The sequence below is a fragment of the Nocardia sp. NPDC057353 genome, assembly GCF_042667085.1.
Lineage (GTDB): Bacteria > Actinomycetota > Actinomycetes > Mycobacteriales > Mycobacteriaceae > Nocardia.
In genome coordinates this window covers 56,520-71,673 of the sequence record NZ_JBHVAK010000012.1, presented here as the reverse complement: position 1 = coordinate 71,673, position 15,154 = coordinate 56,520, and the positions used below count along the sequence as shown (strand labels likewise).

At 72.4% G+C, this 15,154-nt stretch carries 14 protein-coding genes; 11 read left to right on the top strand and 3 right to left on the bottom strand.

From position 1 onward, the window contains the following. Positions 1-2: 2 nt before the first annotated feature. Positions 3-2,036: a glycoside hydrolase family 15 protein gene (locus tag ACFUUZ_RS08905; protein WP_378694059.1), complete on the bottom strand. Its 2,034-nt coding sequence runs from the start codon at positions 2,034-2,036 to the stop codon at positions 3-5. 55 nt (positions 2,037-2,091) lie between these two features. On the opposite strand from ACFUUZ_RS08905, the gene ACFUUZ_RS08900 reads away from it, so the two are divergent. The 10 genes from ACFUUZ_RS08900 to ACFUUZ_RS08855 all read left to right on the top strand — a co-directional run bounded on the left by ACFUUZ_RS08900 (position 2,092) and on the right by ACFUUZ_RS08855 (position 13,031). After that, the gene (locus ACFUUZ_RS08900) at positions 2,092-2,361 is read left to right on the top strand and encodes a hypothetical protein (protein WP_378694058.1); all 270 of its coding nucleotides are present in this window, start codon (positions 2,092-2,094) and stop codon (positions 2,359-2,361) included. Positions 2,362-2,456: 95 nt separating this feature from the next. Then, positions 2,457-2,546 (top strand): Ms4533A family Cys-rich leader peptide, encoded by a 90-nt coding sequence (locus tag ACFUUZ_RS08895; RefSeq protein WP_357021258.1) that lies wholly within the window; start codon positions 2,457-2,459, stop codon positions 2,544-2,546. 157 nt (positions 2,547-2,703) lie between these two features. Further along, on the top strand, positions 2,704-3,762 hold the full coding sequence (locus ACFUUZ_RS08890) for a sulfate ABC transporter substrate-binding protein (protein ID WP_378694057.1): 1,059 nt from the start codon (positions 2,704-2,706) through the stop codon (positions 3,760-3,762). 117 nt (positions 3,763-3,879) lie between these two features. Continuing rightward, entirely contained in the window at positions 3,880-4,722 is an 843-nt protein-coding gene (gene cysT, locus ACFUUZ_RS08885; protein WP_378694140.1) for a sulfate ABC transporter permease subunit CysT, read from the top strand. After that, positions 4,719-5,525: a sulfate ABC transporter permease subunit CysW gene (cysW, locus tag ACFUUZ_RS08880; protein WP_378694056.1), complete on the top strand. Its 807-nt coding sequence runs from the start codon at positions 4,719-4,721 to the stop codon at positions 5,523-5,525. The genes cysT and cysW overlap by 4 nt, the downstream gene beginning before the upstream one ends. Then, complete coding sequence (locus ACFUUZ_RS08875; RefSeq protein ID WP_378694055.1) at positions 5,522-6,511, top strand: sulfate/molybdate ABC transporter ATP-binding protein; 990 nt, start codon at positions 5,522-5,524, stop codon at positions 6,509-6,511. The genes cysW and ACFUUZ_RS08875 overlap by 4 nt, the downstream gene beginning before the upstream one ends. Before the next feature lie 135 nt (positions 6,512-6,646). Then, on the top strand, positions 6,647-7,651 hold the full coding sequence (locus tag ACFUUZ_RS08870) for a diiron oxygenase (RefSeq protein ID WP_378694053.1): 1,005 nt from the start codon (positions 6,647-6,649) through the stop codon (positions 7,649-7,651). A gap of 1 nt (position 7,652) precedes the next feature. Continuing rightward, entirely contained in the window at positions 7,653-9,245 is a 1,593-nt protein-coding gene (locus ACFUUZ_RS08865; RefSeq protein ID WP_378694051.1) for an FAD-dependent oxidoreductase, read from the top strand. Positions 9,246-9,837: 592 nt separating this feature from the next. Next, entirely contained in the window at positions 9,838-12,093 is a 2,256-nt protein-coding gene (locus ACFUUZ_RS08860) for a hypothetical protein (RefSeq protein ID WP_378694049.1), read from the top strand. 140 nt (positions 12,094-12,233) lie between these two features. Next, a complete protein-coding gene (locus ACFUUZ_RS08855) occupies positions 12,234-13,031 on the top strand; it encodes an HAD family hydrolase (protein ID WP_378694047.1) in 798 nt (265 codons plus the stop codon). Positions 13,032-13,034: 3 nt separating this feature from the next. Here the strand turns inward: ACFUUZ_RS08855 and ACFUUZ_RS08850 are convergent, their stop codons facing one another. Further along, complete coding sequence (locus ACFUUZ_RS08850; protein ID WP_378694045.1) at positions 13,035-13,445, bottom strand: VOC family protein; 411 nt, start codon at positions 13,443-13,445, stop codon at positions 13,035-13,037. A gap of 93 nt (positions 13,446-13,538) precedes the next feature. Here ACFUUZ_RS08850 and ACFUUZ_RS08845 point away from each other — a divergent pair, with 93 nt between their 5' ends. Next, on the top strand, positions 13,539-14,495 hold the full coding sequence (locus tag ACFUUZ_RS08845) for a helix-turn-helix transcriptional regulator (protein ID WP_378694043.1): 957 nt from the start codon (positions 13,539-13,541) through the stop codon (positions 14,493-14,495). On the opposite strand, the gene ACFUUZ_RS08840 is transcribed toward ACFUUZ_RS08845, so the two are convergent. Further along, entirely contained in the window at positions 14,468-15,145 is a 678-nt protein-coding gene (locus ACFUUZ_RS08840) for an SGNH/GDSL hydrolase family protein (protein WP_378694041.1), read from the bottom strand. The genes ACFUUZ_RS08845 and ACFUUZ_RS08840 overlap by 28 nt on opposite strands. Between the last annotated feature and the right edge of the window lie 9 nt (positions 15,146-15,154).

The window sequence follows — 15,154 nt, the reverse complement described above, 5'->3', positions numbered from 1 at the left end:
CGTCAGCGGGCGGGCGGGGAGTGCGCGGGCTGGAAGAACCCGGCGTCGCGCGTCTGCTCCGCCCGGATGACGTGCGTCACCGCGTTGATCAGCGCCAGGTGGGTGAAGGCCTGCGGGAAGTTCCCCAGGTGCCTGCCGCTGCGCGGGTCGATCTCCTCGGCGTAGAGCCGCAGCGGGCTGGCCAGCCCGAGCAGCCGCTCGCAGAGGTGCCTGGCCCGCTGCAGCTCGCCGATCTCCACCAGCGCGGAGACCAGCCAGAAGGAGCAGATCGCGAAGGAGCCCTCCTCCCCGGAGAGGCCGTCGTCGGTGGTCTCGGTGTCGTACCGCAGCACCAGCCCGTTGACGGTGAGCCGGTCGGCGATGGCGAGCACGGTGGCCCGGATCCGCTCGTCCTCCGGGGGCAGGAAGCGCACCAGCACCGCGAGCAGCAGCGAGGCGTCCAGGGTGGCGCTGCCGTAGGCCTGGGTGAGCACGCCGTCCGCGTCCACGCCGTTGGCGAGCACGTCCGCCCTGATCTCCTCGGCGATCTCGAACCACTCGGCGGCTCGCTCGGCCAGGTTGTGCAGCTCGGCCAGGCGGGCGCCGCGGTCGAGCGCCACCCAGCACATGATCTTGGACGAGGTGAAGTGCTGCGGCTCGCCGCGCACCTCCCAGATCCCGCGGTCCGGCTCCCGCCAGTGCTCGACGGCGGCCAGCACCTGCCGCTCCAGCAGCGGCCACAGCGTCTCCGGCACCTGCTGCCTCGACCGCACGTGCAGGTACACCGAGTCGAGCATGGTGCCCCAGATGTCGTGCTGCACCTGGTCGTAGGCGGCATTGCCGACCCGCACCGGGCGGGCGCCGTCGTACCCGGCCAGGTGGTCAAGGGTGCTCTCGGTGATCTCCCGCTCGCCGCCGATGCCGTAGAGCACCTGCAGCGGAACGGGCGCGCCGTCCTGGCCGGTGGTGACCTCGTTGAGGAAGGCGAAGAAGTCGTCGGCCTCGCGGTCGAGCCCGAGCGTGTAGAGCCCCCAGAGCGCGAAGCTGGAATCGCGCACCCAGCTGTAGCGGTAGTCCCAGTTCCGTTCGCCGCCGGGGGTCTCCGGCAGCGAGGTGGTGGCGGCGGCCATCAGCGCGCCGGTCGGGGCGTAGGTGAGCCCCTTCAGCGTGAGCGCGCTGCGCTGCAGGTAGTTGCGCCACGGGTGGTCCGGGAACTTGCCGAGGGTGATCCACTGCCGCCAGCTCTCGATGGTGGCCCACATCTTCTGCGCCGCCTCGGCGTAGCTCTTCGGCGCGGGCAGCTCGGACCAGGTGAGCGCGACGAACACCTCGTCGCCCTCCACCATCCTGGTGCGCGCCCGCGCCTCCCTGCCCTCCAGCCCGAGCCGCAGGTCGGAGGTGAGGGTGAGCGTCGGCCCCGCCGTCGGGTCGGCCGCCATCGTGGCGGTCGCCTCCTCGTAGACCTTGCCGGTGTACTCCCAGCGCGCGGCGGCCCGGTGGTAGTCGAAGGCGGGCTCGCAGCTCATCTCCAGCTCGACGGTGCCGTTCACGCACTTCACCGTGCGCAGCAGCATGTGCTCGGCGTCCCAGTCCATGGGGGTGCGGCGGTGCGTGCGGCTGCGCTGGTCGTTGTTGTGCCACGGCCCGAGCACCAGCGCGTCCCGGACGATGAGCCAGCCGGTCTCCGTCTGCCAGGTGGTCTCCAGGATCATGCCGCCGGGCAGGTAGCGCCGGGCGGCGGGGACATTGCGGCCGTACGGCCCGATCCGGAAGTGCCCCGCGCTGCGGTCCAGCATGGCGCCGAAGATGCTCGGCGAGTCCGGGCGCGGCACGCACATCCACTCCACCGCGCCGTTGCTGGCGATCAGGCAGGTGGTCTCGCAGTCGCTGAGGAAGGCGTAGTCGTCGATCGGCGGGTAGGCGCCGTAGCGCTGCGCCTCGGTGGTCGGGTTGAGCAGCGGCACCTCGCCGCCGCCCGGCTCGGCGGCGGCGGGCAGCGCCCCGGCCGGAGGCGAATCGCTGAGCGCGGTCTGTTCGGGGTGATCGGTCGGCGCCATACCCCCATGATGCCGGGTCGTTCCCGGCACGGCGGCGACCACTAGGCTGGGGGGCGTGGAGCAGATCGCAGGCTGGTGGGACGGGTTCGAACTCTGGGTGGCGGGGCTGCCGTTCATCCCGCAGTTCCTCGTCGTGCTGCTCGGCATGGTGCCGATCAGCGTGGCCATCGCCTTCGGGCTGGACCGCACGCTGCGCGCGGTGCTGCACCTGCTCGGCCGGGACCGGACGCCGGAGGCGCCCTCCCCGGTCGGGCCCGCCGACCCCGGCGCCGGACTCGCCGGTGTCGCTGACGCGGCCGCCGCGGGCCCGGCGGTGGTGCGCTGATGCCGCGCTCACGGGTGCAGCTGGCGCTGGTCGCGCTGCTGGTGCTGGTCGTCGTCGCCTGGCTGCTGACCCGCTGATCCTGCTACAGTCTGCCCGTGTCTCCGAGTGCCGTCCCGCAGGTCCGCCATGAATTGGCGTTGATCGCTGTCGGCAACCTCGCAGTCGCCGATATCCTCTGTCGGTGATTCGCGGGGTCACCGTCGCGTCCGTTCGATGAACCGGCGCGCATCCGGCGACGGGGCTCCGAAATCAACGGATCGCTGTGCGGTCCGGCGCGCCGTCTCGGATGTCCGCCGCACCCCAGTCACCCCGTCGCGGCGGATCACACAGGAAGGTCCAGCGATGTCTCGCAGGTCGTTGTTCGCCGGTCGTACCCGGTCCCGTCGCAAGCCGCTCGCGGTCGCCCTCACGGCGCTCGCGGCCGTCGCGCTCACCGCCTGCGGCGGCGGCGCGAGCGATTCCACCGAAGGCGGGGGCGCCGACGGCAGCGGTGGCACGCTGAACCTCTACGCCTACGCCGTGCCGAAGCCCGGCTTCGACAAGGTGATCCCCGAGTTCAACAAGACCGAGGCGGGCGCGGGCGTCCAGGTCCAGCAGTCCTACGGCGCCTCCGGCGACCAGTCCCGCAAGGTCAAGGACGGCGCCGCCGCCGACGTGGTCAACTTCTCGGTCGAGCCGGACATCACCCGGCTGGTCGACGCCGGGCTGGTCGACGCGAGCTGGAACGCGGGCGCGGACAAGGGCATCCCGTTCGGTTCCGTGGTCGCCATCGTGGTGCGCAAGGGCAACCCCAAGGGCATCAAGGACTGGGACGACCTGCTGAAGCCCGGCGTCGAGGTGGTCACCCCGAACCCGTTCAGCTCGGGCGCGGCCAAGTGGAACCTGCTCGCCCCCTACGCCGCCAAGTCCGACGGCGGCAAGAACCAGCAGGCCGGGCTGGACTACCTGGCCCAGCTGGTCTCGCCCGAGCACGTGAAGGTGCAGCCGAAGTCCGGCCGCGAGGCGACCGAGACCTTCCTGCAGGGCACCGGTGACGTGCTGCTCAGCTACGAGAACGAGGCCATCTTCTCGGAGCGCAACGGCGACCAGATCGAGCACGTCATCCCGCCGGTCACCTTCAAGATCGAGAACCCGATCGCGGTGCTGAAGAACAGCCCGAACCTGGAGAAGGCGAACGCCTTCCGCGACTTCCAGTTCACCCCGGAGGGCCAGCGCGCCTGGGCCGCCGCGGGCTTCCGCCCGGTCGACCCGGCGATCGCCGCGGAGTTCACCGCCGACTTCCCGACCCCGCAGAAGGAGTGGACGATCGCTGACCTCGGCGGCTGGAAGGCCGTCGACAAGGATCTGTTCACCGCGGACACCGGCAAGGTCGCGGTCATCTACGAGAACGCGACCAAGTGACGTCGTGACTCGGAGCACACGGGATACTGGACGATCGTGACCGAGAGCAGTGCATCCGGAGCCGGGCGCGAGCCCGGCTCCGGTGTTCCCGACAGCAAGCCCGCGCCGGGCCCGACCGTGCTCACCGAGCCCGCGAAGCCGCGCCGGGACCGCTCCTGGCTGAAAGTGACCGGATCGGTAGGCCCGCTCGGCATCGGCACCGCGGTGCTGTGGCTGAGCATCATCGTGGTGCTTCCGCTGGCGGCGCTCACCGTGACCTCGTTCCAGGACGGCTGGGCCGGCTTCTGGGACGCGGTGACGGCGCCCGCCGCGCTGGACTCACTGCGCATCACCGTCATGGTCTCGGTGATCGTCGCCGTGCTCAACGTGGTGATGGGCACCCTGGTGGCCTGGGTCCTGGTCCGCGACGAGTTTCCCGGCAAGGGCATCGTCAACGCCCTCATCGACCTGCCCTTCGCGCTGCCGACCATCGTGGCCAGCATCGTGCTGCTCTCGCTGTACGGCCCGGAGAGCCCGGTCGACATCCACCTCAACGCCACCCAGCCCGGCCTGGTGGTGGCGCTGGCCTTCGTGACGCTGCCCTTCGTGGTGCGCGCGGTGCAGCCGGTGCTGATCGAGGCCGACCGCGAGGTGGAGCAGGCCGCGCTCTCGCTCGGCGCGAGCAACTGGACCACCTTCCGGCGGATCGTGCTGCCCACGCTCACCCCCGCGGTGCTCAGCGGCGGCGGCCTGGCCTTCGCCCGCGCCATCGGCGAGTACGGCTCGGTGGTGCTGATCGGCGGCAACATCCCGCGCAAGACCGAGGTGGCGTCGCAGTACATCCAGAAGCAGATCGAGATCGACCGGCAGGTCAACGCCGCCGCGGTCTCGGTGGTGCTGCTCGCCATCTCGTTCGCCTCGCTGCTGCTGCTCCGGCTGCTCGCCGAGCGCAGCTCCCGGCGGGAGGCGGCGAGCCGATGAAACTCTCCCTTCCGGCGCGGCTCTCGCTGCGCGTGATCGCGCTCGGCTACCTGTTCGTGCTGCTGGTGCTCCCGCTGCTGGTCATCCTGTGGCGCACCTTCGAGCGCGGCATCCTGGCCTTCTTCGAATCGATCACCACCCCGGCCGCCATCTCGGCGTTCCAGCTCTCGCTGATCATCCTGGTGATCGTGGTGCCGGTGAACGTGGTCTTCGGCATCGTCACCGCGCTGGCGCTGGTCCGCGGCAAGTTCCCGGGCCGCAGCCTGGTGCAGGGCATCGTCGACCTGCCGTTCGCGGTCTCGCCGGTGGTGGTCGGCGTCTCGCTGATCCTGCTCTGGGGCGTCGGCGGCTGGTTCGGCGGGCTGGCGGAGCTCGGCATCAACGTCATCTTCGCGCTGCCCGGCATGGTGCTCGCGACCATCTTCGTCACGCTGCCGTTCGTGGTGCGCGAGGTGGAGCCGGTGCTCCGCGAGATCGGCGACGAGCAGGAGCAGGCGGCGGCCACGCTCGGCGCCTCCGGCTGGCAGACCTTCTGGCGGGTCACGCTGCCCGCCATCCGCTGGGGGCTGACCTACGGCGTCGTCCTCACCGTTGCCCGCTCGCTCGGCGAGTTCGGCGCGGTGATCATGGTCTCCTCCGCGCTGCCCGGCAAGTCGCTCACCCTGACCCTGCTGGTGCACGGCCGCTACATCAACGACCACAACGTGTTCGGCGCCTACTCCGCCGCGACCGTGCTGATGGCGCTCGCCCTGATCACCCTGCTGCTCATGACCCTCCTCGACCGCAAGCGGAGCTCCCGATGACGATCACCGTGACCAACGCGAACAAGCACTACGGCACGTTCGCCGCGCTGGACGACGTCACGCTGGAGATCCCCGCCGGGGAGCTCACCGCGCTGCTCGGCCCCTCCGGCTCCGGCAAGTCGACGCTGCTGCGCGCGATCGCCGGGCTGGAGTCGCTGGACTCCGGCGTGGTGGTGATCGAGAACCGCGACGTCACCAGGGTGCCGCCGCAGAAGCGCGACATCGGCTTCGTCTTCCAGCACTACGCGGCCTTCAAGCACATGACCGTGCGGGACAACGTGGCCTTCGGGCTGGCCATCCGCAAGCGGCCCAAGCCGGAGATCACCAAGCGGGTGGACGAGCTGCTCGGCATCGTCGGGCTGGACGGTTTCCAGCACCGCTACCCGGCGCAGCTCTCCGGCGGGCAGCGGCAGCGCATGGCGCTGGCCCGCGCGCTCGCGGTCGACCCCAAGGTGCTGCTGCTGGACGAGCCGTTCGGCGCGCTGGACGCCAAGGTCCGCGCCGACCTGCGCAAGTGGCTGCGCAGGCTGCACGAGGAGGTGCACGTCACCACGGTCCTGGTCACGCACGACCAGGAGGAGGCGCTGGACGTCGCCGACCGGATCGCGGTCATGAACAAGGGCCGGATCGAGCAGGTCGGCAGCCCCGAGGACGTCTACGACCGGCCCGCCAACGAGTTCGTCATGTCCTTCCTCGGCGAGGTCGCCCGGCTCAACGGCCACCTGGTCCGGCCGCACGACATCCGGGTCGGCCGGGATCCGAGCATGGCGCTGGCCGAGCACGAGGGCACCGCGGAGTCCTCCGGCGTCACCCGCGCCACCGTCGAGCGGGTGGTCCGGCTCGGCTTCGAGGTCAGGGTCGAGTTGAAGAACGCCGCCACCGGCGATCTCTTCGCCGCCCAGGTCACCCGCGGCGACGCCGAGGCGCTGCGGCTCGCCGAGGGCGAGACCGTCTACGTCCGCGCCACCAGGATCCCGGAGGTCTAGAGCGCGATTTCTCGGTTCGGGGCGGGGTATGCCGTGACATACCCCGCCCCTTCTGCTGTGCGGCGGTTGACGTTACTGCTCGTAGGTGTAACTATGGGATACAGTTAAAGCCACCTACGAGAGGCAGTGACGACGATGTCGACAGCCGAGAAGCCCTTCGCGGATCCCGACCTCGCGCGGGCCCAGGAGTACGCCGCGAAGCTGCTGCTGTTGTCGGAGGGCTCGGTCAACAAGAACTTCGACCCGTTCGAGGACATCGACTGGGACAACCCGGACTTCGCCGCCGACGCGGGCGAGGAGCGCTGGATCCTGCCGCCGTCCGCCGACCCGCTCGGCAGGCACCCGTGGTACCTCGCGCTCCCGAAGGAGCGGCAGATCGAGATCGGCAAGTACCGCCAGGCGAATATCGCCAAGGTCGGGCTGCAGTTCGAGGCCATCCTGATCAGCGGCATGATGCAGCATGTCTTCGGGCTGCCGAACGGCTCGCCGGAGTTCCGCTACTGCTCCCACGAGATGATCGAGGAGCACAACCACACCCTGATGTTCCAGGAGATGGTGAACCGGATCGGCGTTGACGTGCCGGGCATGGGCCCGCTGGTGCGCCAGCTGCGGCACCTCGCGGTGCCGGTCGCGGTGAACTTCCCGAACCTGTTCTTCATGGCGGTGCTGGCGGGCGAGGAGCCGATCGACCACATCCAGAAGGACATCCTGCGCTCCACCGACAGCATCCACCCGATCATGCGCGGCGTGATGGCGATCCACATCGCCGAGGAGGCGCGGCACATCTCCTTCGCGCACGAGTTCCTGGAGCAGCACGTGCCGGAGCGCAATGCTCGGCAGCGCTTCGTGCTCTCGCTGGCCATGCCGCTGATCATGTGGATCCTGGGCCGGGCCATCGCGACCCCGCCGCGCACCTTCTTCGACGAGTTCGACGTGCCCGACTCGGTGCGCAAGGAGCTGTTCTACGGCTCCGACGAGGCCAAGCAGGTCTTCGCCGACTACTTCGGCGACGTGCGGATGCTGGCCGAGAAGATCGGCATGATGAACCCGGTCTCCCGGCGGCTGTGGAAGGCGCTCGGCATCGACGGCCACGTCACCCGCTTCCGCTCCGAGCCGCTGCGCCTGGTGAAGACCGCCTGACATGCCCTACGTCGTCACCCAGTCCTGCTGCAGCGACGCCTCCTGCGTCTACGCCTGCCCGGTGAACTGCATCCACCCCACGCCGGACCAGCCGGACTTCGCCACCGCGGAGATGCTCTACGTCGACCCGGCCGCCTGCGTCGACTGCGGCGCCTGCGCCTCGGCCTGCCCGGTGGACGCCATCACCTCGTCGAAGAAGCTGACGCCGGAGCAGCAGCCGTTCATCGAGATCAACGCGGACTTCTACCGCCAGGCCCGGCCGCGCCCGCTGCTGGCGCGGCCGGTGCCCGCCGCGCGGATCGAGACCGAGCGCAGCCCGCTGCGGGTGGCGATCGTCGGCTCCGGCCCCTCCGCCATGTACGCGGCGGACGAGCTGCTCACCCAGCCGGACGTGGCGGTGACGGTGCTGGACCGGCTGCCGGTGCCGTACGGCCTGGCCAGGCACGGCGTCGCGCCGGACCACGGCAGGACCAGGCAGGTCAGCGCGCTCTTCGACGTGATCTCGGCGCAGCCGGGGTTCGGCTCGTACCTGAACGTGGAGATCGGCGCCGACATCGCCCCGGACGAGCTCCGCGACCACTTCCACGCCGTGATCTACGCCGTCGGCGCCTCCACCGACCGCAAGCTGGGAATCCCGGGGGAGGGGCTGCCCGGCACCGTCTCCGCCACCGACTTCGTGGCCTGGTACAACGGCCACCCCGACCACGCGCACGCCGGGTTCGACCTGGACCAGAAGCGCGCGGTGATCGTCGGCAACGGCAACGTGGCGCTGGACGTCGCGCGGATCCTCACCGCCGACCCCGAGCTGCTCGCCGGCACCGACATCGCGCCCTACGCCCTGCGCGCGCTGCGCGAGAGCAAGGTCGAGGAGGTCGTGGTGCTCGGCAGGCGCGGCCCGGCCGAGTCCGCCTTCACCGTCCCGGAGTTCGTCGGGCTGCTCGGCGCCGACGTGGACATCGTGGTCGAGGGCGAGCTGCCGCCGATCACGCCGGAGCTGCCCTACAAGGTCGAGCAGAAGCTGCGGCTGCTGCACGAGGTCGCGCGGCGGCCGGTCGGCGCGCGGCGGCGGATCGTCTTCCGCTACCTCGCCGCGCCGACCGAGATCATCGGGACCGACCGGGTGACCGGGGTGGAGGTCGCGCGGACCGCGCTGGCGGCGGGCGCCGACGGCCGGGTGGCCGCGGTGCCCACCGGCGAGGTCGAGCGGATCGACGCCGGGCTGGTGCTGACCTCGGTCGGGTACCGGGGCGTCGCGGTGCCCGGGCTGCCCTTCGACGAGGTGCGCGGGGTGGTGCCGAACGAGGCGGGCCGGGTGCTCGCCGAGCCGGGCGGGGCACCGGTCACCGGCAGCTACGTCACCGGCTGGATCAAGCGCGGCCCGACCGGCTTCATCGGCACCAACAAGTCCTGCGCGCAGGAGACGGTGCGGCAGCTCGCGGCGGACTTCAATGCCGGGTTGCTCGGCACGCCGCCGCGCGGCGCCGACGAGTTCGACCGGCTGGTCCGGCTGCGGGCGCCGCGGGTGCGGCCGGGCGGCGCCGCGCTGCCCGCGACCAAGCGCTCCCGGTTCCGGAGCCTGCTCACGCAGAGCTGACCGAGCCGAATCCCGCAAACCGGGCCGGGCAGCCTGCGCGATTCGACCGCGATCTTCGGGCAATTCGCCTGGTTCTCGGGGTTGACATGTCGATTTGATGACGAAAAGCGCCGGATATCGGGGTGCTGGCGTAGCATCGGCAATGGGTCAGCTACTCCCCCCAAGAACTGGCCCGTATCGCGGTCCGAACCCCCCTGCGGGCCGCGCTTCGAGTAGGCGCCGCCGGACTTCCCCCCAGGTCCGGCGGCGCCGCTTTCGTTACTCGGCTATTTTCTCGTTACCGACCGGTCGGTGATCGGGTGTGCCGTTCCCGGCTCGGCTTCTCCGGCCGGCCTTCGGGGGTCGCTGATCGGTAGCCATTGCTGTACGACACGCGCGGCCGGTGAAGCGAGCCGACCGGTCCGAATCCGCTCTCCACTGCGGTTTTGTTCCCCGACGCCAACCGGTCGGCCTAAAAATGCGGTGCTTCATGCCAATTCGGCAGGGCTCCGGGCAGGCAGCAGCTAATCTGTAGTGGCTGTGCGGAAGACGACCGCGGCCACCCGGGCATCCGGCGTGCTGGACGTGGTCACGGTGCGTTGACGGGATGGCGATGACTACTGGCGTGGGTATCAGCATGGGCTCGGCAACCTCGGTGACGGCCTCGGCCACCACCGGGCAACCGCGGCCGTCGGTGCGGGTACGGCCCACGGCCATCGCCTTCGACAGCCGCGGTACCGCCGGGATCGGGGCGCCCGGCGTCGCGCGGGTCGGGGCGGACGCCGAGTGGGGCGGTCCGGCAGCGAATTTCGCCGACCTCACCGCGAAGGCCGAGCCCGTCGTCGTCGCCGGGCGGCTGTGGACCCCCGCCGCGCTGGTCGCCGCGGCCGTGCGCGACCTGCTGCACGCGGAGCAGGTCGGGGCCGGGGTCGCGCTCGCGCACCCCGCCGTCTACCGCGCGGACGATATCGACCGGCTGGCGCAGGCGCTCGACCTCGCCGGGGTCGGGCACGTGCTCCCGGTGCCGGAGCCGGTCGCCGCCACCGAGTGGCTGGAGCACGAGACCGGTCCGCTCGGAACGGGTTTCGTGCTCGTCTACGACCTCGGCGCGACCAGCCTCGATCTCGGTGTCGTCCGGGTCGGGCCGGACTGGCCGGACCATCCGATCGTCGGAACCCCCGTGCGCTCGCGCGATTTCGGCGGCGAGCCGCTCGGCGCGCTGATCGCCGAGCAGGCGTACCGGCGGCCCGGCTCGCCCGGCATTCGCGGGCTGGACACCGAAGGGCTGCGCGCGGAGCACATTCGGGCCAGCTTCCCTCTGGTTCTCGACTGCCTGGCGGGCAGCGGCCTCGACCCGGTCGAGCTCACCGGCATTCTGCTGGTCGGCGGTGCGGCCCGGCCGCCCGAGGTGGCCCGCACCCTCGGCGAACTCGGGTTGCCGGTGCTCCGCGGTGCCGACCCCGGGCACACCGTCGCGCTCGGCGCCGCGCACTTCGCGGTGCGCACCCTGGCGCCGCCGCTGCGGCGCGCCGAGCCCGTCGCGCCCATCGGCGTGTTCTCCAGCGCCGCACTGGTCTCCGCGCTGGCCATGTCCGCCGCGACGGTGTTCGGTGGTCCCGCTGCGCAATCCGGGCCGAGCTTCGATCGGTTCCTCCCGGGGCAGGGGGTGGCGCTGGTGCCGGGATACGGGTCCGCATCGGCGGGCGGCTGGGGGGCTGCCGCGCTCGGGAGCGCGGTCGTCCCGGGTGGTGGGGTGCCGGTCGCGGTCGGCGGGCCGGTTGTGCCCGGTAGTCCGGGCGCGGCGACGGTTCGGGTGTTCGGGCCGCCGCTCACCCCGGTCTCCCGAGGTGGGAGGGGTGGGGACGGTGTGCCGCGGTCTGCCTCCGAGCACTGCACCTACGCGAACCCGGCGCGCTTCACCAATCCGCTGCCGTTCCTGCAGCGCTTCGGCTTCGGGCTGGACGAGCGGCGGGGAATCGGGCCGGGGTGGGGGACCGTCGGTGTCGGCGCGGTGTCGCCGGGTGCGCCGCCCGCCGGGCCGGAAGGCGCCGCGGCGCCGGTGGCGGGCGAGACGAGCGCCGGCGCGGCGGGGACGTCGGGAGCGAGTCCGGCCGGTGCCGAGTCCGGTGCGCCCGCCCCCGGCGGAGGGGTCGCCAACAGCGGTGCTGTCGGCGCCTCCGGCGGTGGTCCGGGTGCCGAGGGTTCGGGCGGCGCCCCGAATGCCGGTGTCGGTCCGGGCGACCCCGGTCCGGGTAATGGCGGTCCGGGCGCTGCCGGCTCGGGGGGTGGCGGGTCAGGCGGCACCGGCACAGGCGGAACCGGTGCGGTTGGCAGCGGCGACGCGGGTGGCAGCGGCGGCGCAGGCGCCGGAAGCGGTGGCGACCCAGGCGGTGGCGACAGCTCCACCGGCTCCGATGGCGACGGCTCCACCGGCGACGGTGGGAACGGCTCCGGTGGCGGTGATGGCTCCGGCGGCGGGAACGGCTCCGGCGGTGGCAGCGGTGGGAACGGCTCCGGTGGCGGGAACGGTGGCAGCGGCTCCGGCGGTGGCGACCGTGGCAGCGGCTCCGGTGGTGGGGACGGCGGCAACGGTGGCAACGGCTCCGGCGGTGGCAATGGTGGCGGCGGCTCCGGCGGCGACGGCGGGAACAGCTCGGGGGGCGGCGGCAAGGCCGGTGGCTCGAACGCCCGTGACTCCGGGGACGACAGCTCGGGCGACCGAGGCGGCTCCGGCCGAAACGGCTCCGACCGGGGCGGCTCGGGCAACGCCGGGTCCGGCAAGGCCGGCAAGGGCGGCTCGGGCGGCGGCTCCGGTGCGGGCAACTCCGGCGGCTCCGGCAACTCCGGCGGCAAAGGCTCCGACCGGTAGCGACCGGTCGGGGGCCGCGGGCGACCAGCCCGCGGCCTGCCCGGCCACCCGCGGCGCTCGCTCGAGGTGGGTCCGGTCCCGAACCGGATCGCCGAGGGAAAACTTCGGGCGCGCCCGGGTGGCCGGGGCAGAATGGAGAAGTGCATGCTTTCGGGGGAGAACCGCGGCTGATCGCGCTGGATGTCGACGGCACCCTGCTGAAGTCCGGCTCGCCGGTCCGCCCTCGGGTGGTGGCGGCGGTGCGCGCCGCCGTCGCCGCGGGCGCGCACGTCGTCGTGACCACCGGCCGCTCCATGCTCTCGGTGGCGCCGGTCCTGGCCGAGCTCGGCCTGCTCGACGGCCACGCCCTCTGCTCCAACGGCGCCGTCCACCTCGACGTCGCCCGCGGCGAGGCGCTGGCGGTCGCCGATTTCGACCCGCTGCCCGCCATCACCGCGCTCCGGGCGGGCGCGCCGGAGATGGTGCTCGCGGTGGAGAAGGTCGGGGTCGGCATGTGGGTCACCGGCGACGGCCCCAGCGACTACCCGCTCGGGCACGTCCGGGTGGTCGACCACGGCCTGCTCGGCAGCGAGCACACGCCCCGGCTCAGCGGCTGGTGGCCGGGCGGCACCGACGAGCAGATGGCGGCGCTGCTGCGCGAGTTCGACGTGCCGGGCACCGCCTGGATCCACGGCGACTTCGGCCCCTGGCTCACCGTCTCCAGGCACGGCGTCTCCAAGGGCTGGGCGCTGGAGCAGCTGCGCCAGACCCTGGAGGTGCCGCCGGAGGCCACCCTCGCCATCGGCGACCACCTCAACGACCGGGAGATGCTGGCCTGGGCGGGTCACTCGGTCGCCATGGCCGACGCCCCCGCCGAGATCAGGGCACTGGCGGACGAGGTGACCGCGGGCGTGCTCGACGACGGCGTCGCCCTCGTCCTGGAGCGCTGGTTCCGCTGACCGCTACGCGGGCCCGGTCCTGGCCAGGATCTCCTCGTAGTGCGGGTTCAGCATGAGCCCGAGCACATTGCCGAACGGGTCGAGCACCGACGCGGTGACGAAGCCGGTGCCCTCGCCGCGCGGCGTGATCGGGTCGTAGAGCGTGGCGCCGAGTTCGAGCAGTCGGTTCAGCGTCGCCTGCAGATCCGTGACCGCCCAGTTGGCGATGGCGCCGCCCGGCGTGCCGCAGGCTCCGGCGGGGGCGTAGGCGCGGTTCACGATGCCGAACTCGGCCTGGTAGTCGCCGATCCGCCACTCGTAGTAGCCGCCCGCGACGGTGTAGTAGGGGGCGGTGCCCAGGAATTCGGTGTACCAGTCCCTGGCCGCCTCCAGGTCGTCGGCGTAGAAGGTGAGCGTCGCCAGTCCGCGCAGCATGTCGGTCTCCTCGGGTCGGGATTCGGTGTCGAGATCGATCCTCCGCCGTTAAGTACTCATCTTTTGCGCACTTTGTGCGGGAGGATGACGATCATGCGAGCGGACAGACTGGTCGCCGTGCTGCTGCTCATGCAGGGGCGCGGGCGGGTGACGGCGGCCGAGGTCGCCGCCGAGCTGGAGGTCTCGGTGGCGACCGCCCGGCGCGACCTGGAGGCGCTCGGTCGGGCCGGGGTCCCGGTGTACCCGCAGCCGGGGCGGGGCGGCGGCTGGCAGCTGGTCGGCGGCGCCCGCACCGACCTGACCGGCCTCACCGCGGGCGAGGCCAGGGCGCTGTTCCTGCTGGCCGGGCCCGCGGCGGGCGCGGTGCCTGAGGGGCGCTCGGCGCTGCGCAAACTGGTCCGCGCCCTGCCCCGGACCTTCCGCGGCGAGGCCGAGGCCGCCGCCGGGTCCGTCGTCCTCGACCCGGCGGGCTGGGGTGCGCACGCCACCGCGGCACCGCCGCTGGTCGCCGCGGTGCAGGACGCGGTGATCCGGCGCGACCGGCTCCGCCTGGAGTACCAGCGCAGGGGCGAGCGGAGCAGCCGCCTCGTCGACCCGTTGAGCCTGGTCAACAAGGACGGCATCTGGTACCTCATCGCGGGCACCGATCGCGGCCGCCGCACCTTCCGGCTGGACCGGGTCACCGCCGCCGAGCCCACCGGCGAGACCTTCGAGCGGCCCGCCGACTTCGACCCGGCGGCGGCCTGGCGCGAGGTGGTCGGCGCCATGGAGCGGCGCCGCGCCGCCGAGAGCGCGGTCGTCTTGATCGCCACGCACCTGCTCCCGGTGCTGGAGGACCAGCAGGGCAGGCACTGCACCGTCCTCGGCACCGCGGACGACGGCCGCACCCGGGTCCGGATCACCGCGCCGACCTCGCGGATGATCGCCCAGCAGCTCGCGGGCTGGGGCGCGGAACTCGAGGTCGTTGAGCCGGAGTCGGTCCGCGCCGAGCTCGCGAGGATCGGCGCCGAGCTGCTGGCCCGCTACCGCGGCACCGCCTCCAGCTCCTGAGCCAGCCGCTGCACCACCGCCGTGGCCAGCGCGGCCTGCCCGCTCATGGAGAAGTGGATGAGGTCGGCGCTCATCAGGTCGGGGCGCAGCCGGATCGGGTGCGGCCACAGCTCCAGCAGCACCGCGTCGTAGCGCGCCGCCACCGCGCGGATCACGTCGTTGAGCGCCGACATCCGCTCGCGCATGCCGCGCATCGCGCGCATCTGCTCGCGGTCCCAGACATCGGTCAGGGTGAAGGTCGAGATCCGCGTGCCGCGCGCCGCGAAGGCCGCGAAGAGCGTGTCCAGGGTGGCGTGCGTGGCCGCGAGATCCGGTTCCGGGGCGAAGAGGTCGTTCCCGCCGCACACGATGTGCACCAGGTCGGGCTCGAAGGCGAGGGCGGCGTCGAGCTGCCCGGTCAGCACCTCGGCGCTGGTGGCGCTGGTGCGGCCGGTGTTCAGGTAGGCCAGCTCCGGTCGCACCAGGCGCAGCGCGTCCGCCACCCGGTCGGCCCAGCCCGCGTCCCGGTAGCCGGGGACGGAGTCGCCGATGCCGCGCGCGATGGAATCGCCGACCACCGCGAACCGGTGCCACGGGGCATCCGCGAGCAGCGCGGCGGCGGTCTCGACGGTGAGCAGGGCGGGGTCGTCGGCTTCGGTGAAGGTCTGCATGGGGTCTCC

Excerpts from the sequence above, each read along its gene's own strand:
- ACFUUZ_RS08905 (WP_378694059.1), bottom strand. The coding sequence starts at position 2,036 with ATGGCGCCGACCGATCACCCCGAACAGACCGCGCTCAGCGATTCGCCT.
- ACFUUZ_RS08890 (WP_378694057.1), top strand. The coding sequence starts at position 2,704 with ATGTCTCGCAGGTCGTTGTTCGCCGGTCGTACCCGGTCCCGTCGCAAG.
- cysW (WP_378694056.1), top strand. The coding sequence starts at position 4,719 with ATGAAACTCTCCCTTCCGGCGCGGCTCTCGCTGCGCGTGATCGCGCTC.
- ACFUUZ_RS08875 (WP_378694055.1), top strand. The coding sequence starts at position 5,522 with ATGACGATCACCGTGACCAACGCGAACAAGCACTACGGCACGTTCGCC.
- ACFUUZ_RS08870 (WP_378694053.1), top strand. The coding sequence starts at position 6,647 with ATGTCGACAGCCGAGAAGCCCTTCGCGGATCCCGACCTCGCGCGGGCC.
- ACFUUZ_RS08865 (WP_378694051.1), top strand. The coding sequence starts at position 7,653 with ATGCCCTACGTCGTCACCCAGTCCTGCTGCAGCGACGCCTCCTGCGTC.
- ACFUUZ_RS08860 (WP_378694049.1), top strand. The coding sequence starts at position 9,838 with ATGACTACTGGCGTGGGTATCAGCATGGGCTCGGCAACCTCGGTGACG.
- ACFUUZ_RS08850 (WP_378694045.1), bottom strand. The coding sequence starts at position 13,445 with ATGCTGCGCGGACTGGCGACGCTCACCTTCTACGCCGACGACCTGGAG.
- ACFUUZ_RS08845 (WP_378694043.1), top strand. The coding sequence starts at position 13,539 with ATGCGAGCGGACAGACTGGTCGCCGTGCTGCTGCTCATGCAGGGGCGC.
- ACFUUZ_RS08840 (WP_378694041.1), bottom strand. The coding sequence starts at position 15,145 with ATGCAGACCTTCACCGAAGCCGACGACCCCGCCCTGCTCACCGTCGAG.